General features: G+C 68.1%; 26 protein-coding genes. 8 read left to right on the forward strand and 18 right to left on the reverse strand.

All coding sequences use genetic code 11. The features are described from left to right. Positions 1-379: 379 nt before the first annotated feature. The 5 genes from DLJ53_RS02965 (at position 380) to DLJ53_RS02985 (ending at position 7,042) form a co-directional block, all read left to right on the forward strand. Positions 380-1,654 carry an ROK family transcriptional regulator gene (locus DLJ53_RS02965; RefSeq protein ID WP_111342205.1) on the forward strand — a complete coding sequence of 425 codons (1,275 nt, stop codon included), beginning with the start codon at positions 380-382 and terminating at the stop codon, positions 1,652-1,654. After that, positions 1,651-2,670 carry a Bug family tripartite tricarboxylate transporter substrate binding protein gene (locus tag DLJ53_RS02970; protein ID WP_111342206.1) on the forward strand — a complete coding sequence of 340 codons (1,020 nt, stop codon included), beginning with the start codon at positions 1,651-1,653 and terminating at the stop codon, positions 2,668-2,670. Before DLJ53_RS02965 ends, DLJ53_RS02970 begins: the two co-directional genes overlap by 4 nt. A gap of 157 nt (positions 2,671-2,827) precedes the next feature. Further along, the gene (locus DLJ53_RS02975) at positions 2,828-3,397 is read left to right on the forward strand and encodes a tripartite tricarboxylate transporter TctB family protein (RefSeq protein WP_111342208.1); all 570 of its coding nucleotides are present in this window, start codon (positions 2,828-2,830) and stop codon (positions 3,395-3,397) included. Positions 3,398-3,443: 46 nt separating this feature from the next. Beyond that, entirely contained in the window at positions 3,444-5,027 is a 1,584-nt protein-coding gene (locus DLJ53_RS02980) for a tripartite tricarboxylate transporter permease (RefSeq protein WP_202912970.1), read from the forward strand. 65 nt (positions 5,028-5,092) lie between these two features. Further along, positions 5,093-7,042: a metallophosphoesterase family protein gene (locus DLJ53_RS02985; protein WP_111342210.1), complete on the forward strand. Its 1,950-nt coding sequence runs from the start codon at positions 5,093-5,095 to the stop codon at positions 7,040-7,042. A 406-nt stretch (positions 7,043-7,448) separates the two neighbouring features. Here the strand turns inward: DLJ53_RS02985 and acnA are convergent, their stop codons facing one another. The 4 genes from acnA to DLJ53_RS03005 form a co-directional block, all read right to left on the reverse strand. Then, entirely contained in the window at positions 7,449-10,043 is a 2,595-nt protein-coding gene (gene acnA, locus DLJ53_RS02990; protein WP_111344011.1) for an aconitate hydratase AcnA, read from the reverse strand. Positions 10,044-10,104: 61 nt separating this feature from the next. Beyond that, positions 10,105-11,646: a tripartite tricarboxylate transporter permease gene (locus tag DLJ53_RS02995; protein ID WP_111342212.1), complete on the reverse strand. Its 1,542-nt coding sequence runs from the start codon at positions 11,644-11,646 to the stop codon at positions 10,105-10,107. A 3-nt stretch (positions 11,647-11,649) separates the two neighbouring features. Next, a complete protein-coding gene (locus DLJ53_RS03000; RefSeq protein WP_111342214.1) occupies positions 11,650-12,081 on the reverse strand; it encodes a tripartite tricarboxylate transporter TctB family protein in 432 nt (143 codons plus the stop codon). A gap of 59 nt (positions 12,082-12,140) precedes the next feature. Then, on the reverse strand, positions 12,141-13,127 hold the full coding sequence (locus DLJ53_RS03005) for a Bug family tripartite tricarboxylate transporter substrate binding protein (protein ID WP_111342216.1): 987 nt from the start codon (positions 13,125-13,127) through the stop codon (positions 12,141-12,143). Between the two features lie 360 nt (positions 13,128-13,487). On the opposite strand from DLJ53_RS03005, the gene DLJ53_RS03010 reads away from it, so the two are divergent. Further along, complete coding sequence (locus tag DLJ53_RS03010) at positions 13,488-14,393, forward strand: GntR family transcriptional regulator (protein ID WP_202912971.1); 906 nt, start codon at positions 13,488-13,490, stop codon at positions 14,391-14,393. A 294-nt stretch (positions 14,394-14,687) separates the two neighbouring features. Here DLJ53_RS03010 and DLJ53_RS34625 read toward each other — a convergent pair whose 3' ends face one another. From DLJ53_RS34625 to DLJ53_RS03035, 5 genes are all read right to left on the reverse strand, one after another. Further along, positions 14,688-15,005: a hypothetical protein gene (locus tag DLJ53_RS34625; RefSeq protein WP_146619869.1), complete on the reverse strand. Its 318-nt coding sequence runs from the start codon at positions 15,003-15,005 to the stop codon at positions 14,688-14,690. Between the two features lie 59 nt (positions 15,006-15,064). Then, positions 15,065-15,832 (reverse strand): SDR family NAD(P)-dependent oxidoreductase, encoded by a 768-nt coding sequence (locus DLJ53_RS03020; RefSeq protein WP_111342222.1) that lies wholly within the window; start codon positions 15,830-15,832, stop codon positions 15,065-15,067. 53 nt (positions 15,833-15,885) lie between these two features. Continuing rightward, positions 15,886-16,584: an NADPH-dependent F420 reductase gene (locus tag DLJ53_RS03025; protein ID WP_111344013.1), complete on the reverse strand. Its 699-nt coding sequence runs from the start codon at positions 16,582-16,584 to the stop codon at positions 15,886-15,888. Positions 16,585-16,710: 126 nt separating this feature from the next. After that, entirely contained in the window at positions 16,711-17,619 is a 909-nt protein-coding gene (locus DLJ53_RS03030; RefSeq protein WP_202912972.1) for a LysR family transcriptional regulator, read from the reverse strand. A gap of 81 nt (positions 17,620-17,700) precedes the next feature. Next, complete coding sequence (locus DLJ53_RS03035; RefSeq protein WP_111342225.1) at positions 17,701-18,504, reverse strand: NADPH-dependent F420 reductase; 804 nt, start codon at positions 18,502-18,504, stop codon at positions 17,701-17,703. A 530-nt stretch (positions 18,505-19,034) separates the two neighbouring features. Here DLJ53_RS03035 and DLJ53_RS03040 point away from each other — a divergent pair. Continuing rightward, positions 19,035-19,541, forward strand: a complete 507-nt coding sequence (locus DLJ53_RS03040) for a TIGR02594 family protein (protein WP_111342227.1) — start codon at positions 19,035-19,037, stop codon at positions 19,539-19,541. Continuing rightward, the gene (locus DLJ53_RS35065) at positions 19,538-19,783 is read left to right on the forward strand and encodes a hypothetical protein (protein ID WP_162408729.1); all 246 of its coding nucleotides are present in this window, start codon (positions 19,538-19,540) and stop codon (positions 19,781-19,783) included. Before DLJ53_RS03040 ends, DLJ53_RS35065 begins: the two co-directional genes overlap by 4 nt. Here the strand turns inward: DLJ53_RS35065 and DLJ53_RS36610 are convergent. The 9 genes from DLJ53_RS36610 to DLJ53_RS03085 form a co-directional block, all read right to left on the reverse strand. Continuing rightward, a complete protein-coding gene (locus DLJ53_RS36610; protein WP_111342229.1) occupies positions 19,702-20,409 on the reverse strand; it encodes an LLM class flavin-dependent oxidoreductase in 708 nt (235 codons plus the stop codon). The two genes, DLJ53_RS35065 and DLJ53_RS36610, sit on opposite strands and share 82 nt — an antisense overlap. Positions 20,410-20,418: 9 nt before the next feature. Continuing rightward, complete coding sequence (locus tag DLJ53_RS03050) at positions 20,419-20,838, reverse strand: GFA family protein (RefSeq protein ID WP_111342231.1); 420 nt, start codon at positions 20,836-20,838, stop codon at positions 20,419-20,421. 65 nt (positions 20,839-20,903) lie between these two features. Further along, complete coding sequence (locus DLJ53_RS03055; RefSeq protein ID WP_111342233.1) at positions 20,904-22,310, reverse strand: amidase; 1,407 nt, start codon at positions 22,308-22,310, stop codon at positions 20,904-20,906. Continuing rightward, positions 22,303-22,482, reverse strand: coding sequence for a hypothetical protein (locus DLJ53_RS03060; protein ID WP_111344017.1), 180 nt, complete (start codon positions 22,480-22,482; stop codon positions 22,303-22,305). The genes DLJ53_RS03055 and DLJ53_RS03060 overlap by 8 nt, the downstream gene beginning before the upstream one ends. A 5-nt stretch (positions 22,483-22,487) precedes the next feature. Continuing rightward, positions 22,488-23,168: a type 1 glutamine amidotransferase domain-containing protein gene (locus DLJ53_RS03065; RefSeq protein WP_111342235.1), complete on the reverse strand. Its 681-nt coding sequence runs from the start codon at positions 23,166-23,168 to the stop codon at positions 22,488-22,490. Beyond that, on the reverse strand, positions 23,165-24,118 hold the full coding sequence (locus DLJ53_RS03070; protein ID WP_111342237.1) for an AraC family transcriptional regulator: 954 nt from the start codon (positions 24,116-24,118) through the stop codon (positions 23,165-23,167). The genes DLJ53_RS03065 and DLJ53_RS03070 overlap by 4 nt, the downstream gene beginning before the upstream one ends. Positions 24,119-24,143: 25 nt before the next feature. Next, entirely contained in the window at positions 24,144-24,797 is a 654-nt protein-coding gene (locus tag DLJ53_RS03075; RefSeq protein ID WP_111342239.1) for an NAD(P)H-binding protein, read from the reverse strand. 25 nt (positions 24,798-24,822) lie between these two features. Continuing rightward, complete coding sequence (gene dps / locus DLJ53_RS03080; RefSeq protein WP_111344019.1) at positions 24,823-25,290, reverse strand: DNA starvation/stationary phase protection protein Dps; 468 nt, start codon at positions 25,288-25,290, stop codon at positions 24,823-24,825. Between the two features lie 4 nt (positions 25,291-25,294). Then, the gene (locus DLJ53_RS03085; RefSeq protein WP_111342241.1) at positions 25,295-26,122 is read right to left on the reverse strand and encodes an alpha/beta fold hydrolase; all 828 of its coding nucleotides are present in this window, start codon (positions 26,120-26,122) and stop codon (positions 25,295-25,297) included. Positions 26,123-26,130: the final 8 nt, after the last annotated feature.

The raw sequence follows: 26,130 nt of genomic DNA on the forward strand, positions 1-26,130 counted from the left end.
CATGACGCTTCTACCGCTATCGCGACGGTTTTGATGTGACCGAGAGCGGTATGCCCTCCACCGTCTTGAGATGGGCAACAAGCGCGAACAGATTATCGGCCCGCGGATTGCCTGACGAGGCCAGGATGGGCCGAGGACAACAACAAAATCTATCCCATTCATCGCTCAGAACGCGCTCCGCGCGGGAGTTCATCGGAGCTCAGGCTCAATAGCCGGCCTGTCCGGTGAAACGGGGATCATTCCACGCGTTGGCGTGGGCGGCACTGCCGCCCTCATGTCGGCCACCGCACCGTCGCCTAAAATATGGGCTCGCCTAACTTGACGGCAGAAATTTAATTGCTTTACAAAAGCAATTAACGGAGCACTGCCGGACTTGCTTATGCGTGCCATGTCCCCCACCACCACGGTGCTGCAGGTTCTGTTCACGCAGGGGCCCCTGTCGCGGTCGCAGATCGCTGCCGCCACGGGGCTGAACCCCGCCACTGTGACGCGTCTCACCCAGGCGCTGATCGACGAGGGGATGGTCGAGGAAGGGCGGACCCGCGTCGAGGCTCGCCAGCCCGGTCGGCGCGCCATCGAGCTGCATCTGCGCACGGATCGGACCTTCGTCGCCGGCCTCGTCGTGAACGCCTACGCCCAGACCGTCGCCATCGCCGATATCGTCGGCCGCACCGTCGCAGAGTGCGACGTGCCGCGCCTCGCTGGTGCGTCCGCCCGTGAGACCTTGATGGCGCTCGCCGCCGCTGCGGTCGACCTTGCCGCCGCCAACGCCGTTCCACGCGAACGTATCGTCGGCACGGGGGTCCTCGCTGCCGGCCTCGTCACCCAGGACCCCAATGTGGTGCTGAAATCACCCGACATCGGCTGGTTCGACGTCGCCGTCGACGACCCGGTGCGCGCCGTGCTCGACGTGCCGGTGGTGCTGGAGACGATGCAGAACGGCCTCAACCTTGCCGAATGCGCTTACGGCCGGGCTGCGGGCACCGCGCACGCGATGCTGGTTTCCGTGGCGCTTGGTATCGGCAGCAGCCTCATCGTCGATGATCGCCTGATCCGCGGTGCCGGCCAGGCCGCATCCGGCTTCGGCCATATGCCCGTCGCAGGCGCGGAGAGACCGTGCAACTGCGGCCGGCGCGGCTGCCTCACCACACTGGCCGCCGGGTACGCTGTGCTGTGCAGCCTCGGCCTTGTCGAACCCTACCGCACGGCGCGCGACCACGATCCGGCTTACGCTCCGCTACTCGCCGATGTCCTCGCGCGTGCCGAGACCGGTGACCCCGACGCCAGCGAAGCACTCGGCGCCGCCGGCGAGGCGCTCGGCGAGGCGCTGAAGGCCGCGAGCGCGGTCGCCGCGCCCGAAGTCATCATCCTGTCCGGCCCCGTGCCGCGCGCCGCCAGCTATCGCGAGGGCGTCGAGCGCGGCCTCGCCCCGTCACCTCGCGACCCGTTCGGCTGGGGCGGCCGCCTACTCGTCAGCGACACGCCCCTGGCCTCGGCCGCGGCCCGTCTGGCGCTGGAGCGCTTCGTCTACGGCCGCATTCCCGAGCTGCCGCCGGCTGCGTCCCGCCACCTCCCCCGCTCTGTCCCGGGCGACCGATCCGCGTCCGGCCCGAGACGCCCCCCTCGCCCCCTCCGAGAAGGACCGTCCCTATGATCGTGACAATGCACCATACGGCCGCCCGTCCCCGCCGGCGCCGCAGCGCCCTGGCCGCAGCCGCGTTCGGTCTCGCGGCCTCAGTGCTCAGCCTCGCGCCCGCAGAGGCGCAGGACTATCCGAATAAGCCTATCCGCCTGATCGTCCCCTACGGACCCGGTGGGGCCACCGACCTCGCCGGCCGCGCCCTCGCCGGCGTGCTGCCGGAATTCCTCGGCCAGGCGGTCGTGGTAGTGAACGTGCCGGGAGCGGGTGGCGCGGTCGGCGCCAACCAGGTGAAGGAGGCCACGCCCGACGGCTACACCATGCTGATGACGGCGATCGGCGCCAACGCCCTGCGCCCGGCGCTCACCAGCGATCTCCCCTACGAGCCTGGCGACTTCGACTACATCGCCCGCACCCAGATCAACCCAAACGTCCTCGTGGTCCCGGCGAACGCGCCCTACCAGACCTACGAGGACTTCGCCGCAGCACTGACGTCGGGCGACAACGACCTCAAGTACGGCACCGCCGGGCCCGGCAACGTCACCCACCTCGGCCCGATCATGCTGATGAGCGAGCTCGGCCTGCCGAGCGACGCCGCCACACCCGTGCACTACGATTCCGACGGCGCGGCGCTGCTCGCCATGCTCCAGGGCGAGGTGGATTTCGCCCAGGGCAACCTCGCCTCGTTCGCCTCCGCGCTGCAGAACGGGGCCATCAAGGGCCTCGCGATGACCACGCCCGAGCCGGTCGAGGGGTTCGAGGACATCCCGACCTACACCTCGCTCGGCCTGCCCGAGGTCTCGATCGTCGGCTGGCGCGGGGTCGCCGGTCCCCCGGGGCTGCCCGAGGAGGTCGAGACGGCCTGGGGCGATGCGGTCGCCAAGGCGGTGGAGTCGCCGTCCTGGATCGGCCTCATCCGAAAGCTGGGTGACGAGCCGGGCTACCTCGCCAAGGCCGACTACGACGCCTTCGTCGAGAAGGACGCCTCGCGCTACCGTGCGATGGCCGAGGACCTCGGCCTGCGCAAGTAGCGCCCAACGCGCCGCGCGGTGCCGGAGCCAGTCAGGGCTTCGGCATCATCGGCGAACCCGCCGACCGCGATCCCACCTCCGGCGCGCCGTGTCCAATACGACCCGACGCCCGGGATGACGCGCACCCGATCAACCCTGCGGATCCCCCGAGACGACCATGCCACTCGACGCTCCGTCCCCCGCATCACCATCTGCCACGCGTCCCGCCAAGGCCCTGCTGCGTGGGCTGGCGCTGCCGATCGCCGTTCTGGCCTTCGCTGCGCTCCTCGTCCTGTGGCTGATCCCGGCCGAGGTGCCGGCGGCCGATCCCGGCGGTCGTGGTCTCGGAGGTCGCTTCTTCCCCACGCTGATCGCTGCCGTCCTCGCCGCCCTCGCCCTTGCTCAGATCGGTCTCGTCCTCAGCGGCGGCCAGAGCACGGCACCCGCCACGGCTGCTGGCGATGACAATCCCGCAAGCGATGAGGGCGCGGACGAGGACACTCCGCTCGACCCGCGCACCCTCCTCGCCGCCGCAGGGCTGTTCGTCTACGCCGCGCTCGTCCCGGTCGTCGGCATGCTGCCGGCGACCTTCCTCGCGGTCGTCGCCTACATGCGCGCGCTGCACGTCGGGGCGTGGTGGAAGGCGGCGCTGTTTGCGCTGGCATTCGTTGCCGTCGTCGCCGGCTTCTTCGAAGGGGTCGCCGCCGTCCCCCTGCCGCGCGGCCTCCTCGGTGCCGCGCTCGGCTGAGCCGCCCCCTGCGCCTTTCCGCAACCCGCTCCATGAGGACTGTCCCATGCAGACCGTGATCGCGTTCTTCGTGGCGATGCCGGACTATTTCGGCGCCATCGCCTCCGGCCTCGCGGGCGGAGCGACGCTGTTCTTTACGCTAGATAATATCGTCGCCGTGTTCGCCGGGGTCGCGGTCGGCTGCCTGTTCGGCGCGCTGCCGGGTCTCAGCATCACCCTGTCGGTGGCTCTCGTCATGCCCTTCACTTTCGGCATGGATCCCCTGACCGGCCTCTCCCTCCTCGTCGCCGTCTACGTCGGCGCGATCTACGGCGGCTCGATCTCGGCGATCCTGTTCAACACACCCGGGACCCCGGCCGCCGCCTGCACCACGATCGACGGTCACGCCCTCGCCCGCCAGGGCAAGGCAGGTAAGGCGTTGCACCTTGCCAACTGGGCTTCCATGGTGGGCGACCTCACGAGCACCGTCCTCGTCATCCTCCTCTTCCCGCTGCTCGCCCAGCTGGCGATCATGTTCCGCTCACCGGAATACTTCGCGCTCATCGTCTTCGCGGTGACCGTGGTCGGCGGCGTCGCCGGCAAGTCGCTGGTGCTGGGGCTGATCTCCGGCGCGCTAGGCTTCTTGTTTGCCACCGTCGGCATGGATCCGGTCGAGGGCACCGGCCGGTTCGACTTCGGCTCGCTGGAGCTCCTGAAGGGGCTCGCATTCGTGCCGCTCCTCATCGGCCTGTTCGCGATCCCGGAGTTCCTGCGCCAGATCGACCGCGCCGGCCGCGCCGCGCGTCCGGTGCGCATCTCCCAGGTGGACGCCGTGCCGGATGGCGACCGCCTCACCTTCGCCGAGTTCCGCTACTGCTTCCGCCACATGGTCCGCGGCGGCATCATCGGCCTTGTCATGGGGGTGATTCCGGGCCTCGGCGCCACGCCCGCCGCCTTCGTCTCCTACGACCGGGCCCGGCGCACCGCGAGGAAGCCGCACCTGTTCGGCCGCGGCTCGCTGGAGGGGATCGCCGCCGCGGAGGCCGGCAACAACGGCGTCAACGGCGCCACCCTCGCGCCGCTTCTCACCCTCGGCATCCCTGGCGACGTGGTGACGGCAGTGATGCTCGGGGCGCTGATGATCTTCAACCTTCAGCCGGGACCGATGCTGTTCATCACCCACGCCGACATCGTTTACGGCCTGTTCTGCGCGCTCCTGTTCTGCGACGTGGCGCTGCGCGTCGTCGGCGTCGCCTTCATCCATGTCGGCAAGCACGTCACGCGGGTTCCGACGGGTTACGTGTTTCCGGCGATCCTCGGCCTGTGCGTGGTCGGCGCCTACAGCATCAACAATTCGATGTTCGACGTGTGGGTGATGATGGCGTTCGGCGTCGGCGGCCTGCTGATGCAGAAGGTGGGCCTGCCGACGGTGCCCTTCCTCATCGCCTTCGTGCTGGGGCCGATGCTCGAGAAGGGGCTGCGCCGGTCCCTCGTCATCTCCGACGGGGATCCAATGATCCTCGTTCAAAGCCCGATCGCGCTGGTCTTCTACGCCCTCACAGTCATTGCCGTGATCGCCATCGTGCGCGGCCGCCTCACCCCGCCGGTCGCCCCCCCGCCGGCCGGCGAGCCGCCGCTCCCCGCGCGCTGACGTCGCCCTGCGCCACCGCCCACACTCTCCGGCCGCCCGCGCCGACTTTACGAAAGGACCGACCCATGAACGCTGAGGACGGCGCGCTGTTTCGCTTCGCCATCGTCTCCGACACCCACATCCGCCCGAAGGAGAGCGACCAGTCCTCGCCCTGGATCGTCAACACCTACGCCAACGGGCGCGCCCGGCGGCTGGTGTCGCTCCTGCGTGCGCAAGCGCCCGAGTTCGTCATCCACCTCGGCGACATGGTCCACCCGCTGCCCTCGCTGCCCTCCTACGGTGACGCCGTCGCCGAGGCGAAGCGGATCTTCTCGCCGCTCGAGGCGCCGATGTACCTGATCCCCGGTAATCACGACGTCGGCGACAAGCCGATGCCGGGGATGCCCGCCGCCCCCGCCACCGCCGAGGACGTCGCCAAATACCGCGAGGCGTTCGGGCCCGACTGGCAGGTGTTCGAGCACGGCGGCTGCCGCTTCGTGCTGCTCGACGCGGCGGTCATCAACACCGGCCTCGAAGCCGAGGCCGAGCAGCGCGCCTTCGCCGAGGCAACGCTTTCGGCCCCGTTCGACGGACGCACGCTCGTGTTCATCCACTACCCGCCCTTCATCCTCGCCCCAGACGAGCCGTCCAACTACGACAACCTCGACGAACCGGGCCGCAGCTGGCTCGTCGATCTCCTGAAGCGCACCGGAGTCAGCGCGGTGTTCTCCGGTCACGTCCACAACTTCTTCTACAATCGGCTCGAGGGGATGGAGCTTTACGTACTGCCCGCCCTTTCGTTCGTGCGGCAGGACTATTCCGAACTCTTCCGTGGCGGCCCGGGCCCCGAGTTCGGCCGCGACGACGCCGACAAGCTCGGCTTCGTGGTTGTCGACGTCTACCCCGACCGGATCGTGCCGCGCCTGGTGCGCACCTTCGGGGACCAGGACGAGGAGGGCGCGCCTGTCCCGGCCCTGCCGCCGCTGCCGGCGACGCCGACCCCCTCCGCCCCGCTCGGCCTCCACCTCAGGGACGATTGGCGGGAGGTCGTGACGATGCCCTACCAAGGCTCGATGGACGAGTTCCTTCGCAAGGAGGCGCGCAACGACTATCACCTCCTCGCCCTGATGGAGCTCGGCACGCGTCATCTCAGGATCCCGCTGCGCGACCTGACCCTGCCGTCCTTCCGCGACCGCGCGGCCGACTTCGCTCACCTCGGCTTCACCTTCACGGTGTTCCACTTCGGCCTGCCGGGGGCGGCGGAGCTCGCCGCGGTGGAGGCCAACGCGGCGCTGATCGAGACCTTCGAGGTGGTGATCCCCTGGGCCGAGCGGGACGCCTTCGCCACCGCCGCGCCGGGATGGCGGCTCCCCGTGCCGGTATCGCTGACGCGGGTCGCGAGTTCGGCCGACCGCAAGGCCGCCGGCAGCACCTTCCATCACTACGTCAGCTACGGCTTCGCGCCCGAGGCATGGGACGAGGTGGCGTCCTTCGCGCGAGGGCTCGGCGGCGCCGTCGCCTCGCTCGCCTTCACGCTGGGCTGGGAGGTCGCGCTGGCCGAAACGGTCCCCGATCTTGCCGCCAAGGCCGAGGCGCTTGGCTTGTCGCTGGTGGCGAACGTGCGCCTGCAGTCGGAAAACCCTGCCGAAGCGGCGGACGACCAAGCGGCGATCGCCGCACGCGTCGCGGAAGCGATGGTGGTCGCACACGCGGTCCCGTCGGCGCAGCTCTTCCTCGACACGTTCATCGACCACGACCGTGGCTACTTCCCACGCGGCGGGCTCTACGATCGCCGGCTCAACCCCAACCCGGCCGCCAAGGTCTATCGTCACCTCGACGCGACGCTTGCCGGGCATGCCGTCGCACTCGCCGCGCCTGCGATCGCCAAGGGGCTCGCCTTCACCCTGGATGGCCGTCCGGCCAGCCTTGCCACCGCGCCCTGCACGGCGGCGGCAACCGGCCGCGTGATCGATCTCGTCACGGGCTTGACCCCGGAGAGGGCAACGTCGGCAGGGCCGCTGCTCGTTCTTCCATAGGGGCGCCGAGACTGCACGCGCGGTCCGCGGCGCGTGCGCTTAAGCAGCGCGAGGCGCGATAACACCTTAAGAGATCACCCACGAGAGCTCACTATGGGTCGTTTTCGCGAATGCCGAACGTCCGCTTCGAACGACCCTGACCTGCGCCACCTGCGGCCGGAACTGGCACGGTTTGGATCGGCATAACGGAGCCAGACCGTCACGGGCCGGTCAGCTGCGAGCGTAACGGATGGTGTCGACTCGGAGGACCGCCGGGTCCCGATTGTGGAGGCCGGTCAACGCAACGGCATCTCGCCAGGATCCACCCGGTCCGGGCGAGAGGACGTTCCTCACGCAATCGCACGGACCCCCACACTCTGCGCTGATGCTCTCTCGCGGTGCGCCCGCGTAGTGGAACGGGGGGACGTCAGCGTGCATCCTCTTGCCGCGCAAGGGTATCGGCGACGATGGAAGGGAGCACACCGCCGCGGCGCAGGAGCTCGGCCTCCTGAAGGGTCTCGACGGCGGCGCGGCAGCGGATCTGTGCGTGCGTGCCGTCAGGGCAGCGTCGCTCGACGGTGATCTCGATTCGCGGTGAGAGCACATCGGCCGGGGCCGCGATATGGAAGCGATCGCCGGGGCCGATGCCGGCGGCATTCGGCACGAAGCCGTCCGCGATGACTATGGGCAGCACGCCCATGCCGATGAGATTGGTCCGATGGATGCGCTCGAAGCTCCGCGCGATCACCGCGCGCACGCCGAGGAGGGCCACGCCCTTGGCGGCCCAGTCGCGGCTTGACCCCATGCCGTAGCGCTCACCGGCGAGCAGGACGACGGCGCGACCGGCCACCGCGAGCCGTTCGGCGGCCTCGAAGTGCGGGAGCTGACTGCCGTCTTCGAGCACGGTGAACGACGGCGGCAGGTCGTCCGCCAGGTAGTTCTTCGCCAGACGATTGGTGAATAGGCCACGCAGCATGACCTCCCAGTTGCCGCGGTAGGCGGCATAGACGTTGAGATCGCGCGGATCGCCGCCGCGCTCGATGAGCCAGCGACCGGCCCGGCTCTTCGGATCGATCCAGCCTGCCGGTGAAATGTGGTCGGTCGTCATGTCGTCGCCGAGCACCATCAGCGCCTGCGCGTCGTAGCGGCCGAGGCGCGTCTCGCTGGGGCCGGCGAATTTCGGCCGGCGCAGGTTGCGCGAGGCGGGGTCCCACGGAAAGCGCGGCGATCGCGGGGCGGGGATCGCCTGCCACGGGGCGCTTGCGGCCGCGGCGGCGAAATCGGCCGGCACGTCGGCGGCGCGAAAGCCGGCCGCCATCGCGGCGTCGATCTCGCCCGGCGTCGGCCAGAGGTCGCGCAGACGCACGGGGGCGCCCGATGGGTCTTGCCCGAGCGGGTCGTCGAGGATGTCGCCGTGGATCGTGCCCCGGATGGCGTAGGCGATCACGAGCGGCGGCGATGCGAGGAAGCCGAGGTCGAGCTTCGGGTGGACGCGGCCGGGAAAATTGCGGTTGCCGGAGAGGACCGCGGCGACGGCGCGCCCGTTCGCGAGCGCCTCCTCGATGATGTCCGGCAGCGGACCGGAGTTGCCGATGCAGGTGGTGCAGCCGAAGCCGACGATCTCGAAGCCGAGCGCGGCGAGGTCGTCAGCGAGGTCGGCCCGGTCGAGCAGGCTGCGGGCCGAGGGCGAGCCCGGCGCGAGGGATGTCTTCACCCAGGGCGCCGCGGAAAGGCCCCGCGCCCGCGCGTTTCGGGCCAGAAGGCCGGCGGCGATCAGCAGGCGCGGGTCCGAGGTGTTGGTGCAACTCGTGATCGCGGCAATGCCGACCGCGCCGTCGGGCACCTCTCCCGCCGCGGCAGGCGCGAGGGGGCGGCCGATGGCGGCCTCGACCGATGCGGCCGCCTCGGCGGGCACGATGCGGTCCTGCGGCCGCCGCGGGCCGGCGAGGAGCGGGCCGAGGGCGGACAGGTCGATCGTGATCTCGCGGTCGAAGCGCGGGTGGGCGTCCGGCTCGAACCATAGCCCCATCGCGCGAAGGACCGGTTCGACCGCATCGGTCAAGGCCGGCGGCCGGCCGGTGCGGACGAGGTAGGCGACGGTTTCGCCGTCGACCGGGAAGAAGCCGGTGGAGGCGCCGTATTCCGGCGCCATGTTGGCGACGACCGCCCGTTCGTCGGCCGACAATGTCGCGACGCCAGGGCCGAAGAATTCGACGAAGTCGCCGGTCACACCGAGAACGCGAAGGCGGTGCGTGACCTCGAGCGCGAGGTCGGTGGCGAGCGCGCCCGGCCGGAGCGCGCCCGTCAGGCGGACGCCGACGACTGACGGCATCGCGAGTGAGGCGGGTTGGCCGAACATCACGCTCTCCGCCTCCAGCCCGCCGACTCCCCAGGCGAGGACGCCGATGCCGTTCACCATCGGCGTATGGCTGTCGGTTCCGAGCAACATGTCGGGATGGGCCGTGCCGTCGGGGGTGAGCACGACGACGGTCGCCAGCTGCTCGAGGTTGAGGGTGTGCATGATCCCGGTGCCGGGCGGGTTCACGTGGACGCCGGAGAGACTTTGGGAGGCCCACTTCATGAACGCATACCGCTCGGTGTTGCGGGCGATTTCGTTGTCCATATTGGTCGCGGCCGCGCCCGGCACGGCGTGGCGGTCGACGGCGACGGAGTGGTCCACCGACACCTCCACCGGCAGCTGCGGGGCCAGCGTTGCCGGGTCGCCGCCGGCCTCGGCGACCGTGTCCCTGAGGCCGGCGATGTCGGCAAGGGCCGGGGTGCAGGTGGTATCGTGCATCAAGAGGCGGTTGGGGCGGAAGACGAGCTCGAAGTCGTCCTTGTGCCCCGCGAGCCAGGCATCCAGCGCGGCCAGCAGCGGGTCGGCGTCACGGGTGCTGCGGACATGGTTCTCGGCAAGGAGACGCACGACATGCGGCAGGCGCTGCAGCCGCGCGCCGAGGAGGACGCGCAGGTCAATCGCCCGGACGGACGAGGGACCGAACTGGACAGTGGTCTCCGACATCATGATCTGCGGTGGTGCTCCTCGATGCGGTGGCGGGACGCTGCGCCCCGGTCGTTGTCAATCAGTCGCCCGTGGCGACCTCATCGGCTGGTCGGTTGGCCTCGATGCGCGCCCTCATGCGCCGGCCGAGGACGATCGGCAGCACGAAGCCGGTGATCGCGATGATCCACAGGATGATCGCAAGGGGGCTGCCGACGAGGATCGACCAGTCGCCGTCCGAGATCTGGAGCGCGCGGCGAAGGTTCACCTCCATCTCGTTGCCGAGCAGGATGCCGAGGATCACCGGCACGAGCGGCACTTCGAGCTTCCTCAATACCCAGCCGAGGATGCCGAAGCCGACCATCAGCATCACGTCGAAGGTCGATCCGGTGATGCCGTAGATGCCGACGAAGGAGATCATCGCGACGACCGGCATCAGGATCCGCGTCGGCACGAGAAGAACGCGCGTGAAGAGGCCGACGAGGGGAATATTCAGCGTCAACAGCATGAGGTTGCCGATGAACAGCGCCGCGATGAGCCCCCACACGACGTCCGGATTGCGCTGGAACAACAGCGGCCCGGGCGTGATGTTGAGCTGCAGCAGCACGGCGAGGAGCACTGCGGTGGTGCCCGACCCCGGCACGCCGAGCGACAGCATCGGCACCAGCGCGCCGCCGGCGGCGGCATTGTTGCCGACCTCGGGCGCGACAACGCCGCGCGGATCGCCTTTGCCGAAGCTATCGCCGGCCCGGTCGACCGTCGCCTTCTCAAGCGAGTAGGACAGGAACGACCCGAGCGAGGCGCCCGCCCCCGGCAGCACCCCGGCGAGGAAGCCGATGACGGTCGAGCGCCCCATGGTTGGGATGCACCGCTTCAGGACGTTCCAGCTCGGCAGCAGGCGGCCGATCTTCGCGCCCGAGTGGCCGGCGGCGCCGCCGCGGTGATGCTCGAGGAAGACGAACACCTCCGACAGCGCGAACAGCCCGACGATCGCGATCAGGAAGTCGATCCCGTCGTAGAGGTGGATCTCGCCGAAGGTGAAGCGTTCCGATCCGGTCTGCGAGTCGGAGCCGATCATCGCGACGCCAAGCCCCAGTGCCGCGGCAAAGGCGGACTTCGCCTGGTTGGACGAGGAGATCCCGCCGAGCGTCGCGAAGGCGAGTGTGAAGAGGACGAAGTATTCCGCCGGTCCGAACAGGAGCGCGATCTTGACGAGCTGCGGTGCCAGGAGGACGAGCCCGCAGGTGGCAAAGAAGGAGCCGACGAACGAGGCAATCCCCGACAGCGCGAGCGCCTCGCCGGCCCGCCCCTGCCGTGCCATCGGGTAGCCGTCGAGGCAGGTCATCATCGCCGGCTCGTCGCCGGGGATGTTGAGGAGGATCGAGGAGATCCGCCCGCCATACATGCAGCCGTAGTAGACGCTCGTCAGCAAGATGAGCGCGGGCGTTGGACCGAGCCCCAGCGAGAAGGCGATCGGAATGAGGACGGCCACACCATTGGCGGGACCGAGCCCCGGCAATGCGCCCATCATCGTGCCGAGGAAGCAGCCGAGGAAAGCGAGCAGGAGGTTCTGGGCGGAGAGGGCGACGGCGAACCCGTCGGCGAGCGACGACAAGGTTTCCATGGGTCAATAGCCGAATGGGCCGCGCGCCAGCGACAGGCCTAGAATGAGATGAAAGACGACGTAGATGCCACCCGAGGTCAGAACGCCGGTCGTGAGCGCGCCAAGGGGGCGCGAGCCGAGCCGCCACGTCAGGTAGGCGGTCGCGAACACCGTGCCGATCAGGAAGCCGACCTTCGGCAGCGTCCATGCGTAGAGGAACATCACGGCGGCCGCGAAGGCGAGCTCGACGAGGTCGCGCAGGCCGGGCCATTTCGGTTCCGGGTCGGGCCGCAGGATGAATACGGCCGACGTGATCGCGAGCACCGCCCCGACGATGTACGGGAAGGTGCGCGGGCCGACGACGTCGACCATGAAGCTGTCGGGAATGATCCACGCCGCCCAGAGATAGAACGCGGCGAGCAGCAGGCCGATGCAGCCGAAGATCCGGTCACTCATGCGATGTCCTCGCGCAAGCGCGGCGGGAGGCTGCCCGGCGTCGGGCAGCCTCGCAACCGTCACTGCAGGATGCCGAGCTCTTTCGACATGGTCTCGACGTCGGCGATGTTCTTCTTGACGAACGCCTGCATGTCGTCGCCGAAGTTGTTGAACTGCTCGATGGAGGCATCGTCCAACGCCTGCTGGAACTCTGGCGACTCGGTCATCTTCTGGATGGCGTCGCTCCAGAATGCCTTTGCCGCGTCGGACGCGCCGGCGGGCATGTAGAGGCCGCGCCAGTTCAGGCCATCGACGTCGTAGCCCTGCTCGACGGCGGTCGGAATGTCCGGAAATGCCTTGAGGCGCTTCGGCCCGAGCACCGCCAGGACGCGCACGTCACCGGACTCGTAGAAGCCGCGCACCTCGGAGAAGTCGCCGGAGAAGACCTGGACCGAGCCGGAGAGGAGCGAGGTGATCGCCTCGCCGCCACCGGAGAAGGCGACGTATTTCATCTGCCGTACGTCATCCATGCCAGCGGCCTTGCCGAGCAGCATCGGCTTGATGTGGTCGTAGCTGCCGACCGAGGAGCCGCCGGCGATCGCGATGGAGCGGGGATCGGCCTTGATCGCTTCGACGAGCTCTTTGAGCGTCTGGTATTCCGAATCCTTGTCGACGGCGATGGCGCCGTACTCCGTGCCGAAGGTGGCGAGCCAGTGGACGTCGTCGGGCGACGAGCCCTTGAAGATCCCCTGGGCGAGGCGCGCGCTGGTCGAGACCGAGGCCGCGACGATGAGGTTGTCGTCGTCGTTGCGTTCCTTGGTAACGTGGGCGAAGGCGACGCCGCCGCCGCCCCCGGTCATGTTGGTGACCTGCATCACCTGGTCGATGAGGCCGAGGTCGAAGAGGGTCTTGGCGGTGGTGCGGCAGATGAAGTCCCAGCCGCCGCCCGGGCTCGCCGGAGCGATGCATTCGGGATGGTCCGGTTTGAAGTCCTGCGCCACCGCCGGACCGACGGCCAGCGCCGCGACGCCGCCCACGAGCGTCGCACGAAGGAATTTTGCGAGCATGACAGCCCTCCCTTTTGATTTGTTTCTTTGGCCGTCTTCGCGGCTCATCCGGATTTTGTACCTTTATATTGTAAAAGCCAATATCTATCGGGCATGAAATTCGGATCGCCGCGTTGGCCGCATTTTGATGCGGGGACGACGGGGCGTCGACGTCGCCCGCACGCAGTCTCAGGGGTCGCCGTTCCGAGGCCGGACCACCCACGCCTTCATGGGAGCCGTGAACCATGGTGGGCGGCGGCCCGGCGCGGTCTCATGCGCTCTCCCGCCAAGGCGCGTCTGCCGAGAGCGCAACCGCTGGACACCCCGTCGACGCGGATCGATATTGCACTTCTAGTCCGATAAAGATTGGAGATTGGCCCGATGGCGGACGCCCTCGCTCGGCGCAGCAGCGTATCGGGAGACCTTGCGAGCGCGATGGCGCGCGAGATTGCGGCAGGACGATTCGAGATCGGCCAGCACATTGTCGCGCAGTCGGTCGCCGACCGATACGGCGTCTCGCGCTCGCCGGTGCGACACGCCCTCGAGGAACTCGCCATGCAAGGCTTGATCGAACGCCGCGAGAACCGGGGATACTTCGTGGCGGTGCGCCCCGCCGAGGCGGCGGCGTTTCCGGTCGATCCCTCGTCGAAGGAGGCCGCCTATCACGCGATTGCCGCGGACCGCCGCGACGACACCCTGCCCACGGACGTTTCAGAGCAACTACTTCGGGAGCGCTATGGCCTGTCTAAGGCCAAGGTGAAGGATGTCATGCTGCGGGCCGTACGCGAAGGCTGGGCCGAGCGAAAGCCGGGCTACGGGTGGCGCTTCCTGGATGTCGCGCAAACCCCGAAATCCTTTCGGCAGATCTATGAGTTTCGTATGGCGATCGAACCGGCGGCGATGCTGGTCCCCGAATATAGCCCAAGCGCCGCCGTGCTCGATTCTCTGGCAGCCGAGCAGAGCCGGATGCTCGACCGCGATGTCACGCGGCAGAACGTGGAGGACCTGCTGAACGCAGGAACGCGCTTCCACGAGGAGCTCATCAAGTTCTCCGGCAATCCCTACTTCCACTCGACCCTGGTGCAGATCAACCGGATGCGCCGACTGTTCGAGTATGAGACCGCGTTCATGTCCGAGCGGTTCCAGATCCAGTGCCGGGACCATCTTCACCTCATCGAGCTGCTGCGGTGCGGTGAGATCATCGAGGCGTCATACGCCATGCGCCGCCACCTCGCCGGCGCGCTGACCTGGAAGCAGTCGCAAATCGCCAATGACAGGCGCCGTTAGACGTCTTGCACTTTTGGTCGCATAAGATCAGAAATTGGTGTCTGTTTCTCGCGGCGCAAAGTGTACCATCCGCTCCCAAGGCGACACCCTTCGCGTCCGGAAAAGGCACGGACGGCCGACGTGCTTATGGCCCGCACGGCGACGTTGACCGGCATCTCAGAGGATCTTGAGGCCTCGGTCAGCCGATAGAGAATCGACTGATCACGGGAGAAAGATGAGGCGAGCGCCGTGTGTTCGGCGTGACCAGCGCAGTCGGCACTCGATTGGACGCCCCCTGTAGGGCTGGCATCTGCGTCAGATCCGGCGAGCCAGCTGCTCGGCTATCGCTGGCCAAGCGATGCGGCGCTGCCGCCCGACATCGAGCCGCTGGCAAAGTCCGGCGTCGTGCAGGGCACGAGCATCGCCGTCGCCAGAGGCGGCGCGATCGTCGCTGAGAGCCTTCCTACGCTGGTCACTGAACTCGAACGGGCCGATCGGCACATCCAGGCGGACACCAACTTCGGCATCGCGATCGGTGTGCTGATTGTCGCCGGCGGCGGGTACGCGCTCTGGAGGCGGATCAAGGCCGCTCGGCAGTTGGGCGCCAACTTCAAACGTCTCGAATTCCCTCAACCGGGTGGGGGTGTTGCAGGTCTTGACCTAGGCGGATGGCCGCAACCGTTCGCCCTGTGTCAGAGCTTGTAGCCGCCGCTTGCCTCGATCACCTGGCCGGTGACCCAGCGGCCTGCGTCCGAGGCGAGGAATGCCACCACGGCGGCTATGTCGGCGACCTCGCCGAAGCGGCCGAGCGCGGTGTCAGCCTCGATTGCCTTCACCGTATCGTCGCTGTCGCGAACGGCGGCGTTCATGTCGGTGCGGACCCAGCCCGGTGCGACGGCATTTACTGTGATCCCGCGCGGGCCCAGCTCCATAGCGAGGGTGTGGGTCAGGTTGTTGATGGCCGCCTTGGCCATGGAATAGATTGGGACGGGCTGAAGCGGTCGCGTCCCCGCGGCGGATGAGAGGTTGACGATCCGCGCGCCGGCCGAGAGGCGGCTCAATGCGGACTGGACCATGAAGAACGGCGCGCGGGCATGCACGGCGAACATCGCGTCCCAGGCGTCGGGGGTCGCATCGCCGAGACCACCCCAACCGGAGTTGCCGGCGTTGTTGACCAGGATGTCGAGCGTTGCGCGAGTGCTCCGCTTGGCGAGTTCGGCATCGAGCCGATCGAAAAGCGTCGGGATGTCGGCCGCCGAGCCAAGGTCCGCCTGCAGCGCGAAGGCGTTGCCGCCGGCCGCCTCGATCGCGGCGACCGTGTCCGCAGCACCTGCTGCGCTCTCGTGGTAGGTGATGGCGACGGTGGCGCCACCGGCGGCGAGGCGTTCGGCGATCGCTCGGCCGATGCCGCGCGATCCGCCGGTGACGAGGGCGATCTTGCCCGCGTGGAACTGCGTCATTCTGATTCTCGATGTGGGGTTGGTGGACTGTGCTGGGGTTGCCGCGGAGCTGTTCAGGCGGCGCGCTCGCGCATGATCGGCCCGGGACTTGCCTCGACGACCGACAGCGCAAGGCGCACGAGGTCGGCATCACCGCGATACTCGTTGTCGGCGACGTGGTGCAGGAGAACGCCGAGCTGCTCGAGCTGGCGGGCGCTCTTCAGCGGGCCCGCGTTGACAGCCCCGAAGCCGGCGTCCTCGATGAGGCCGCGCGTCAGCCGGCCGGCTGCCGCATCGTCGCTCGCGTAGAAGATGCCGGGCCGCGACGGGGACGTCGCCCATGCCGCGGCTTCGAGCACAGGCGCCGCCATGAGGTTGAACGCCTTGACCACCCGTGCTTCGGGCATGCGCTGCTGCAGTGCCTCAGCGGTGGAGCTTTCCTGCATGAACGCGAGGTCGTGGGTATGCCGGAAGTCGGCATCCACGTTGAGCGGGTTCATCGTCTCGATCACGACCTTGCCGTGGAGCGCCTCCCGGGCTTCGCCGACGACCGCGTCCATGCGCGGCCAGTAGACCGAGAAGAGGACAACGTCGCCGGCTTCGGCAGCCTCACGGATCGACCCGAGGCGCGCTCGGTCCCCGAGTTCGAAGAGAAGCGGTGCGAGCTTCCTGTCCTCGCCGTCCTTGGCGAGGATGAGGTCGTGCCCAGCGTGTGCCCACGCTCTCGCGAGGCGGCTGCCGAGGTTTCCGGTATTGAGAATTCCGATCTTCATCACGATCCGATCCGATTTGAACTTCGCTTCGAGCTGCAAAGTGGGGGATCGTCGCTGGATCATTAGACGCGCCGCGGGCGTCAGACCGTTGTCGGAAGGCGCAACAGTGGGCTTCAGCGCAGTCGTCTACCCGGTCGTGTCGGGACGATCGTCGAAGGCGTCGCGGCAGAGGTCGACGAAGCCGCGCACCTTCGGGTCCATGTAGCGGGTGGATGCGAACACGGCGTGAACCGGCAGGGGCGTGCTCGCCCAACCGGGCAAGACGCTCGAGAGCGTGCCCTCGTCGATGTGCGGGGCGGCCATGAAGCGAGGCAGGAGAGCGATGCCGAGGCCCGACGATGCCATGTTCTTGACGGCGATGGTATTGTCCAAGGCACACCGGGGAACGGACGAAATCTTCACCGTCGCCTCGCCGTTGACGAGGGTCCAGCTCGTCCGGCGACCGGTTGTCTTCATGACGAGGTCGTGCCGTCGCAGCTCCTCGACCGTCCGCGGCGACCCGGCGCGCGCGAGGTATTGCGGGGACGCGAAAAGGCCGTAGCCGATCTCGCCCAGCTTTCGCGCCGACAGATCCGAGTCCGGCAGGCTGCCAATGCGGATCGCGACGTCGATTCCCTCATGGATGATGTCGACGAAATGGTTCGAGTAGACCGCGTCCACGCTGACACCCGGCCACTTCGACAGATACGCGGCGATCCAGCGATCGACCTTCGTCGTACCGAACTCCGGAGTCGTCGCGAGGCGCAGGCGGCCCTTGGGGTCGCCTCGCTGTTGTGCGACGGCAGCCTCCGCCGCTTCCGCCGCCGCAAGGATCGTGGACACCCGCTCGAAGTAGTCGCGGCCCACCTCGGTCACGCTGAGCCTGCGGGTGGACCGGTTCAGGAGACGCGCATCGAGCTTCTCCTCGATCCGCTGCACGATCCGGCTGACGCGCGCCTTATCGGTCTCGAGGCGCTGCGCCGCGGCGGTGAATGATCCCTCCGTCACCACCGCGACGAAAACCTGCATCTCGGAAATGCCGACCGTTGCTGTCATGGACAACATTTTGTCACGCACCGCCGGATTGCTCAATCGACGCCGCGAGAGGCTTCTGCATCAGCGCGAGCGGAGAACGGATCAGCCTTTGACGGTCTCGGGGCTGGCCTGTTCGAGGAACAGGTCGATGTGGACCTGCGGCATCCCCTCGAGGGTTCCGCCGATAGGCGACGGGCGCGTCGCATCGGCGATCAGGGTGCGCGCCTCGTCCTTCGAGACGGGCCGACCCGGTTGCTGGTAGATCCGCTTCGCCTCGTCGCCGGACACGCCCTCGGGTACATGCGGTGCGTAGCGCCAGAAGTAGATCGGCGTACCGGGCTCGATGCGCCAGCTCTCCGCGAGCGCGCCGGCGTCGATCACGTCGTAGCCGATGGTCTCGATGAAGCGGGTGACGGCACCCTTCGCCGCGTTGTCGTCACCGGCGATCGGCAGGGTCGTGCGCTCGGGGCTTCCCTCGGGCCGGGCGTTGCTCGCGATGTGGAGCCAGCTGAGATTGTGGAGCCCCTTCACCAGCCTCGCGCCGGAGAGCTGCCGCTGCATCAGTTCGCTTGAGGTCAGCTCGCCACTGTCGAGGTCGGCGCGGTGGAAGCCGCCCATCCCGGGATAGTAGTTCGTCTGGTCGAGCACGACCTTGCCGGCGAACGCGTTGGCCGGCAGGTTTGCAAACGATGCAAGCGGAAGCGAGAGGATAACGATGTCGCCGGCGGCGATTGCCTCCTCGACGGTCCCGGCGCGCGCGAGCGGGCCGAGTTCGCGGGCCAGCTCGGCAAGCGACTCCGGGCCCCGCGTGTTGCTTACGACGACATGGTACCCGGCGGAAACCGCAAGTCGAGCGACTGCCTTGCCGACCAGGCCTGCGCCGATCATTCCGATTGTCTGTGTCAAACTCATGCTCCTTGTGGGTGGCGCCACGCGCTGACGATGAGGCGCGCATCGCGAGCCGGTCGAACGACAGGGGCCGTTCCAACCAACAGGAGCGGGAAATGGGTTGGCCGCAGCGTGAGCAACAGTAAGGCGAGGAGCAACGCTCTGTTGTCCATCAGGCCAACAAGGTGTGCACTGAGCAAGGGGCGCCAGACCAGGCCGCTGCGCCTCAAATGTAGCCCCACCCCAGGTTCGAACCCTATTCGCCCGAGACGGCACCGCCCAACGTCCTGTACGCCAAATTCAATCGGATGAGGGTCACTCGCGCCTAGGTGCTGGCAATACCGTCTGCCCGGCGCGCCTTGTGCGGGCTCATTTCGTTGGGAGGTTCCTCAAACGCCAAAGTGGGATCAACTCGCCATCGTCGAGCTGGGCCAGCAGGAGAGCCGCGAGACACAATCGACGGATCGTCAGCTTTCCACCTGCGCGCAACCGACGACGAGACCGCCTGATGTGGCTCGTTCGTGGCGTGATACCTTCGCGAGGCAGGGATACGCTACGATGTTGCTCGCGCCGCATCCGCTCGGTCCTGGCTGAGCCGGGGCCGCAAACTCGACAAGCCGACCATCGGCTCCATCGTAGTGTTCTGTCGCGGCAAGCGCGACGGCTGGCAGGGTCACGTCGGGTTCTACGCCGGCCGCGCGAAGAACGGCGATATTCTGGTCCTCGGCGGCAACCAGGGCGATGCGGTCAGCATCCGGCCGTATTCGGCAAGCCAGCTGCTCGGCTATCGCTGGCCAGGCGATGTGGCGCTTCCGCCGGACATCGAGCCGCTGGCGAAATCCGGCGTCGTGCAGGGCACCAGCATCGCCGTCGCTAGTGGCGGGGCGATCGTCGTCGAGAACCTACCCGCGCTTGTCACCGAACTCGAGCGGGCCGATCGACACATCCAGGCCGGGACCATCTTCGGCAGAGCAATCGGCGTGCTGATCGTCGCCGGGGGCGGGTACGCGCTTTGGAAACGTGTCAGGGCCGCTCGGCAGCTGAGCGAAGCATGATGGGTTGGCTTATCGCACTGCCTTGGGTTCGGCGGCTCGCGATGTATGCCGCCGCTGTCGGCACCTTGTTCGCGGCGCTGGTCGCACTCCGTCGCTCGGGCGAGCGCAGCGGACGTTTGCAAGAACAACTCGAACAGGAACGGGAGGTGTCCGATGCGCGTCAGCAGATGCTGGATGCAGCGCGCAGTCGCACTCGTGGGCGTGATGATCTCGCTCGGCGCATGCCCGACGGAGAGTTCTGAGTCGGGCGGCTTCGTCTGCGTGCCGGTGCCGGAGTACCGGCAAGAATTCCTCGACCGGGCGGCGAGTGAGGCGCCGGTCGGAGCTCGTAGTCGGCACCCGGCACGGGCAGCCTGGCGGGGGATCGGAGCGCTGCATGGAGCACGGTCCACCGCTCGCGGAAGGTGTCGCCGCGGCGGTCGATATCCTCACCGAAGGCTGCGAGCTCCTGCGGGCGGTCGCCGGCCCCGAGACCGAGAAGAAGGCGACCGCCGGAAAGCGCCTGAAGAGACGCTGCTGCCTTGGCCACGTGAAGCGGGTGACGCAGTGTCAGCACCGCGGCCGCCGTGCCGAGCGCAATGCGCTGGGTTCGGGTCGCGACGCTGCCAAGCGCGACGAACGGATCGAGGTGCCCGAACGCTTCCGGATACCAGGGCCCGTTCAACGGCACGTCCCGAACCCAGTACGCCGCGAACCCCAGCGCATCGGCGCGCACCGCGAAGTCCACCTGCTCGCGGTAGTCGATCGCGATGCCGGGCGCACGCCGGAGCGGCGCCATGATGCCGATCGACAGCGCGCCGTCGCGGAAGACGGAGCCGGTCACGGGCGTGGCGGGCAGGGTGCTTGACATGGTGTCGGTCGGGGTCATCGCGGCGCGTTACCAGGCGAACCCGTCGCCGATCGTCGCGTTGCCGCGCCGATAGTCGAACGGACCCTCACCGGCCCAGTCCTTGCCGTTCGGGAAGCGCACCTCGACCCCGCCCAGTGCCGCGGGATCGAACAGCCGCATGTTGACTCCCATCAGGTCGACCTCCGGATGGTCGTGGCTGAACCGCTCGGTGAAGACCCAGTGGGTCGTCGCGGCGCACCGCACGCAGGAGTGGACCGCGGCCGCCGCGTTCGGCTTGTCCCGGCGGACGAACGAGACCGTATCGCCGACGACGATCGCCGCCGCGGCCGGGACATAGGCCCAGGCTCCGCCGGATTTGCGGCACAGGTCGCAGTTGCAATCATGGATGAAGTCGGGTTTTCGCTCGATCGTGACGCTTACCGCGCCACACAGACATTTGCCGGTCATTCAGATCTCCCGTTGCGAATTGGTTCGGCAACCGAGGGCGTTCGCACTCGGGCGCATGTGTGCCTTCAGAGTGTCGGGTGCAGCCCGCGAACCGGGCTCGCACGTTCCAGAAGCGAGGCGACGTGGAGGATCGTGGACTCGGCCAGCCAGCTGCCGACGATCTGGACATTGATCGGCAGCCCTTCCTTGGATGTGCCGAACCGCATCGAGATGCCCGGCAGGCCCGTGATGTTGAGGGGCACCGTCGCGCCCTGCAGATAGGTTGCGTCGACCGTCTGGCCGTTGATGACGAACTCGTCCTGTCCATGCGGGTGCGCGGGGAGCGGCAACACCGGTGTAACCAGAGCGTCGAACTGCTCGAAGTATGCGGCGTAGCCGTCGCGGAGGCGCTCTGCGGCCTGCTCGGCCTCGATGAACGCCGTCATCGATGTGTCGGGAAGCGAGAGCATCGTCTTCGACATCTTGTACATGTCACCTTCGTGGCCGGCGGTCACCGCAGCGAACTTCGGCTTCATCTCCATGACGTGCAGCCGGTTGAAGACGTCGAGCGCAAAGTCCTTCTCGAGCGCCGGGATGCGGACTGGCTCGACGTGGAGGCCGAGGTCCTCGAGCGCCTTAGCCGCGGCCTGAACCGTCGCGCCGACCTCGGGGTCGATCGGACCGAAGCCCGGCTCCACCAGCCAGCCGACACGGAGCTGCCGGTCGGGCTGGCGACCGATGCCCGCGTCGAACCGGCCAATGCTGGTGGCGAAGGCGTCCTTCCCGTCCGGACCCGCGAGCTGCGAATAGGCGAGAGCAAGGTCGCGAATGCTGCGCGCCATCGGGCCCACGTGCCAGAAGCGGCGCGGTGCGCGCGGATAGATGCCGGTCATCGGCACCCGCCCATGCGTCGCCTTGAGCGAGACGATACCGGTCTGCGCGGCCGGTCCGCGGACGGAGATGGCAAGGTCGGTGCCGAGACCGATCGGCGACATGCCAGCTGCGATCGCCGCCGACTCGCCACCGCTCGATCCGCCGGGCGTGCGGGTCACGTCCCAGGGATTGTTCGACCGGCCGGACAGAAGGTTGTCGCTCTCGATCCAGTAGGAGAACTCCGGAAGGTTGGTCTTGGCGAGCAGGATGCCGCCCGCCTGTTTCATTCGCGCGACGCTCGTGGCGTCGGCCTCCGGGATGCGCCCCCTGAAGATCGGCGAACCGCGCTGCGTGAGAACCCCCTTCGTGTCGATCGAGTCCTTGGCCGTGAACGGGACGCCGTGGAGCGGTCCGACGTCGTCGCCGGCGAGGATCGCGGCCTCCGCCCTCTTCGCCTCCGTGATCGCATCGCCCGCGAGCGTGACGATCGCATTGATTTTGGGGTCGACCGCCTGGATGCGATCGAGATGCGCCTCGACGACCTCGACCGGAGACACCTCCTTGCTGCGGATGCGCTCGGCGAGCTCCGTGGCGTCGGAGAAAATGATGTCTTCACTCATCACGGCTTTTCCGATCCTTCGGCGCGACCGAATCGCGTGGGCTGAGCGCGACGGGGTCGCTGGCGGGAAAGCTCTCCTCCAGCGCCTCGTCGAGCAGGGCGTCGAGATGGTCGTCGGCCTGGTCGTGGGCGGGCACGGGCGCGGGTGCGTCGCCGGCCGGATGCTCCGGCATGCTCGTCATCCCTTTCGGTGAGCGAGGAGGCGGCGGGCGGCCTCGGTCGATGACGCGGGGTTCTGCCCGGTGATGAGATTGCCGTCCTCGAGGACGTAGGACGACCAGTCGTCACCCTGGGAGAACCGGCCGCCGAGCGCCTTGAGCTCGTCCTCGACCAGGAACGGCACGACCTTGGTCAGCCCGACCGCCTCCTCCTCGGAGTTGGCGAAGCCGGTGACGGGCCGGCCGGCGACGAGCGGCTTGCCGTCGGTCCCCTTGACGTGGCGCAGGACACCGGGCGCGTGGCACACGAGGGCGAGAGGCTTGCCGGCGGCGTTCATCGCCTCCAGCAGCGCGATGGACGTCTCGTCTTCGGCAAGATCCCACAGCGGTCCGTGGCCGCCGGGATAGAAGACCGCGTCGAAGTCGGCGGCGTTCACGTCGGCGAGCTTGACGGTGTTCGCCAGAACCTCGCGCGCGGCGGCGTCCGCCTTGAAACGCTCGGTCGCGTCGGTCTGGAACTGTGGCTCGTCGCTCTTGGGATCGAGCGGGGGCTGCCCGCCCTTCACCGATGCGACGGTGATGGCAATGCCGGCATCGTGCAGGACGAAGTACGGGGCGGCGAACTCCTCGAGCCAGAAGCCGGTCTTGCGGCCGGTGTCGCCGAGGGTGTCGTGGGAGGTGAGGACCATGAGGACGTTCATCGGGTGCTCTCGTTCGGAATTGGGGGAAGGCGCGCGGCCGACGCCGCGCCGTTCGGGGATCCGCGATCCCGCAGCTCCTGCCGCAGGGTGGCGACGTCTTGTGTCGGCGCGAGGCCGTAGAATTTGCGGTAGTCGCGATTGAACTGCGACAGGCTCTCGTAGCCGACGTTGTAGGCGACGGCGGCGACGCTCTCCGCCGCGAGTAGTCGTTTTCGGGCGATGTGGAGCCGCATCTGCTTCTGGAACTGAAGCGGCGAAACGGTGGTGACCGTCTTGAAGTGCCGGTGGAAGCTCGGAACGCTCATGTTGACGCGCTCCGCCAGCTCCGCGACCCGCAGCGGCTCCGAGACATTCTCGCGGATCCACTGCGTCGCCCGGCCGATGCGGGCGATGTTCCCCTCCGGCCATGCCAGCGCTTGCAGGAGCGGCGCGAACGGGCTGTGGAGCAGGCGCCAGACGATCTCCCGGTTGATCATCGGAGCGAGAATCGGGACGTCGGCCGGCCGATCGAGAAGCTCGAGCAACCGGGCCAGCGGATCGGCGAGCGCCGGATCGAAGTCCATGACGCCGAATGGCGCCGCCGCCTCTGCAGCGGGCCCGTGCGCCTGGTTGCCGATAAGTTCGGCGACGTTCGACAGGTCGAGCGCGACGCTGATCGCGAGGTAGGGCGTGGCAGTGCTCGCTTCGACGATGCGCGACGTGACGGGCAGATCGACGCCGGCGATCAGCGATTGGCCGGCGGTGTACCGGACGAGCTGGTCGCAGATCATCGCCTCCTTCTCGCCCTGCAGCACGACGCTGTAGACGGGGTGCTGCACGGTCACGAACGGCTCGCTCGCCCGCGTGAAACAGGAGAGCGTCAGTCCGTCGATGTGCGTATGCATCCCGTAACGTTTGGCTTGGCGCTCGGTCAGCGGCACGAGGCGGCACAGATCTTCGTGTTCATTCATGCACGGATCCTGTCTCTGGAGCGGACTAAGGTTTCATCGCCGCGACGGCGCCCTCGATGGGCGTCGTGCCTCCCGTGACCTCGAGGATGACGCGGTTGACGGTGGGCTGACGCAGGAGTTCTGCGATCGTGACAGCGACGTCGTCGCGCCGGATCTCCTCGTGAACCTTCGCGAGGCCGAGGTCGACGGTGCCGGCGCCCGGCTCGTTGCGCAGCGCCGACGGTCGCAGGATCACCCAATCGAGGGCGGTGAGCACAAGCTGGGTCTCCGCGTGCTTCTTGGCGACCATGTAGTGCTCGAAGTCCTCGTTCATCCGCCGCTCGCGCCACGCCTCCGGGAAGACGGAGACGAGGACGAAGCGCCGGATGCCGGCGAGTTCGGCGGCGGCCGCGAGCTTGCCTGGCCCTTCGCCGTCTACTTGATCGGTCGCCTCGGGCCCGTCGCGTCCGCCCGCGCCGGCGGTGAACACGATGGCGTCGTTGCCGCGCATCGCTTCGGCGAGTTCGGCGACCGACATCGCAACAAGGTCGCCGGGCGTGGTCGCAATTCCCTCGGCGGCCAGCTCGTCCCGCTTCGCCGCCTGGCGGACCAGTCCGTCGACGCGGTTGCCTCGCGCCGTCAGCTGGCGGGCGAGCCGCACGCCGACACCGCCGCCGATCCCGATGATGAAGACGTTCATGCCAAAATCCTTGTCTACGATCGCGTCAACCCGCGTGCGCCTCGACGAGCCACAGCGCCTTGTCGAGACTGCGCGCGAAGCCGGTGAGGATGTCCGCGGTGACCGCGTCGCCGGCTCCGCCGGTCTGGTCGATCCCCTCGCGGACGGCTCCCACGAGCGCCGCGTACCGCTCCGCCAGCGCCGCCAGATGATCCTCCTCGGCACGCAATGCGTCGGGATAGACCGGCAGGCGCGTCGAAGCCGCCACCGCTTGCACCGAACCTTCGGCGACGGCGCCGAGCTGGACGATGCGTTCTGCGGTGGCGTCGACGTGGCCGTCGAGGTCGGAGCGGAAGCCGTCGAGCATCTCGTGAAGCGCGATGAAGCGCGACCCCTTGAGGTTCCAGTGGGCGTGCTTGGTGAGGAGCGCCAGATCGATACCGTCGGCCAGAATGGCCTGCAGGCAGTCGACCGAGACGGTGCGCGCATTGGCGCTGAGGTTGATGCCGTGCATGACGTCACCCACGGATGAAGGAGAGGACGTCGGCATTGAAGCGGTCGGCGTCGATCTGGGCGAGGCCGTGCGAGCCTCCCTCGTAGACCGTCAGGACCGCGTCCTTCACGATCTCGGCCGCCTTGGCCGACGAAGCGGCGAGGGGAACGATCTGGTCGTCGCTGCCATGGACGATCAGCGTCGGGCGGTCGATCGCTTCGAGGTCTCTGGTGTAGTCGACCTCGGAGAACTCGCGCACGCAGTCGAACTGGCCCTTGATGCCGCCGGCGAGCCCCTGGAGGCGGAAGCTCTCGCGAAGTCCCTCGTCGACGACGGCGCCCGGACGGTTGAAGCCGTAGAACGGCATCGTCAGGTCATAGTAGAACTGTGCCCGGTTGGCCTCGACCTGCGCGCGGATGTCGTCGAAGACCGCCATCGGCGTGCCTTCCGGGTTCGCATCGGTGCGCAGCATCAGCGGCGGCACGGCTCCGACCAGCACCACCTTCGCCACGCGTGACGAGCCGTGCCGGCCGATATAATGCGCGACCTCGCCGCCGCCGGTGGAATGGCCGATCAGCACGGCGCCCGACAGGTCAAGATACTCGATCAGCTCGGCGAGGTCGTCGGCGTAGCGATCCATGTCGTTGCCGTCCCATGGCTGGGCGGAGCGGCCGTGGCCGCGGCGGTCATGGGCGACGACGCGGTAGCCGGCGTTCCCGAACGCCAGCATCTGCCGGTCCCAGGCATCGGCCGAGAGCGGCCAGCCGTGCGACAGGACGATCGGTTGCCCGGAGCGCGGGCCCCAATCCTTGTAGTAGAGCGAGACGCCATCGCGTGTCGTATGTGTCGGCATGGGAAGAA

The sequence above is a fragment of the Acuticoccus sediminis genome (assembly GCF_003258595.1).
Lineage (GTDB): Bacteria > Pseudomonadota > Alphaproteobacteria > Rhizobiales > Amorphaceae > Acuticoccus > Acuticoccus sediminis.